Source organism: Natroniella sulfidigena (genome assembly GCF_023223645.1).
Classification (GTDB): domain Bacteria; phylum Bacillota; class Halanaerobiia; order Halobacteroidales; family Halobacteroidaceae; genus Natroniella; species Natroniella sulfidigena.
This window is the reverse complement of sequence record NZ_JALKBY010000030.1, coordinates 1-1,797: the sequence shown is the minus strand read 5'-3', so window position 1 is coordinate 1,797 and position 1,797 is coordinate 1. Positions and strand designations below refer to the sequence as shown.

The 1,797-nt window shown below is 27.4% G+C and carries 2 protein-coding genes; one reads left to right on the top strand and one right to left on the bottom strand.

Annotated features, from left to right (window positions below):
- Nucleotide 1: 1 nt before the first annotated feature.
- On the bottom strand, nucleotides 2-394 hold the full coding sequence (gene tnpA, locus MWH28_RS12750; protein ID WP_428323583.1) for an IS200/IS605 family transposase: 393 nt from the start codon (nucleotides 392-394) through the stop codon (nucleotides 2-4).
- Nucleotides 395-489: 95 nt separating this feature from the next.
- On the opposite strand from tnpA, the gene MWH28_RS12745 reads away from it, so the two are divergent.
- Nucleotides 490-1,746 (top strand): RNA-guided endonuclease InsQ/TnpB family protein, encoded by a 1,257-nt coding sequence (locus tag MWH28_RS12745; RefSeq protein WP_248619774.1) that lies wholly within the window; start codon nucleotides 490-492, stop codon nucleotides 1,744-1,746.
- The last annotated feature ends 51 nt before the right edge of the window (nucleotides 1,747-1,797 follow it).

The following is a 1,797-nucleotide window of genomic DNA, read 5'->3' as shown; positions in this document are numbered from 1 at the left end:
ATTAAATATTCTTTTGTTTTTGAATATACTTTTGGATAGTTTCAGAAGATACACTTCCAGCTGTACCAACATAATATCCTCTACTCCACAAACCACTCCCCAAAAACTTAGTTTTCTTCAAGTTAGGGAAGGTTTTAAATATATAATTAGCAGATATGTTTTTTAATTTTCTAACTATATCTACTGGTGCAACAGTTGGTGGAGCAGATATAAATAAATGTGCATGGTCTGGCATTATTTCTTGTTCAATAAGTTCATATCCATATTTGCTACAAATTTCTTTAAAACAACTTAATAATTCGGATTCTAACTTATCTTTAAAGATATGATGTCTATACTTAGGACAAAAGACAATATGATAATTAATGTTGTATTTGTCAAGGATATATTCCATGCCTTCCTCTAATAAGTCATTAGCGTTCTTGTCTAACTTAATAGCCAACACCTTAATCTTTTTGTATAAATCTTCATCGTAAAGGAGGTGAAACTATGAGATTAGCATTTAAATTTAAACCTAATTTTAGCCACAAACAATTAAAGATAGTTAAAGAACTTTCTTGGCACTGCTCTAAACTCTATAATACAGTTAACTATCAAATAAAAGATAATGAAGAGATTAAACCTGTATATACTAGGTTAGAAAAGAAATTTAAATCTAATTGGCACACAGAATTTTTGCATAGCCATAATAGACAACAATTATTTAAACAATTAGCTCAAGACTGGAAAAGTTACTTCAGTTCAATTAAAGATTACAATAACACCCCTAATAAATATCAAGGGCAACCAAGACCCCCAAAGTTTAAATATTTAGATAAAAACCCTAGTGAAGTAATATTTACTAATTTAGCTACCAGAATTAAAGAGAGAAAGTTATTACTATCCTTATCTAAAGAGATTAAATCTAAATATAATGTGGACAGTCTTAAATTTCAGTTGCCACCAGCAATTGAAAGCATTATAAATTTAGATAAAATTCAACAAGTAAGAATAAAAAGAGATAGTCTTTCTGATGAATGGTATCTATTAGTAATATATAAGATCGAGCCTAATAAAAAAATAAAAGGGAATAATATAATGGCTATAGATTTAGGTTTGGATAACCTTGCTACTTTAACCTTTAAAGATAATGCAAAAAGTTATATTATTAATGGAAAACCTGTTAAAAGTAAAAATAGTTACTTTAATAAAGAATTAGCCAAATTACAAACTATACGAATGAAACAAATAGGTTCTAAAAAATTTAAAGATACTAATAAGATTAAACAATTAAGAATTAAACGAAAGAATTATATTGCAAATTATCTACATCAAGCTAGTAGAAAAATAATTAATCTAGCTAAAAAACATCAAGTATCTAAAATAACAATTGGTAATTTAAAACGGATTAAGCAGAATATGAAATATAATAAATCATTTGTTCAAGTACCAATTCAGCGTTTAAAAGAATTAATTGAGTATAAAGCTAAATTAGAAGGCATAGAAGTTATAATCTTAAATGAAGCTTATACTTCTGGCTGTTCAGCATTGGATTTAGAAAAATTAAATAGAGGTAATTACAATAAATCTCGTAGAGTTGAAAGAGGGCTTTTTAAATCGGATATTGGATTAACTATAAATGCTGATGTTAATGGATCTTTAAATATAATGCGTAAGTTTTTAGATGAAAAATGTATTCCCAAACTTGTTAAACAAGCTAGGGATAATGGAGTTGTGAACCCTCCGGAACGAATAAGAGTTGCCTAATAATAGGTGCAAAAACTTAATTACTAAACTTCGTTCAAATCTTTCTAGTAC

What these genes read in the sequence shown, in the direction of transcription:
- tnpA (WP_428323583.1), bottom strand. Translation starts at nt 394, where the DNA reads ATGGAATATATCCTTGACAAATACAACATTAATTATCATATTGTCTTT.
- MWH28_RS12745 (WP_248619774.1), top strand. Translation starts at nt 490, where the DNA reads ATGAGATTAGCATTTAAATTTAAACCTAATTTTAGCCACAAACAATTA.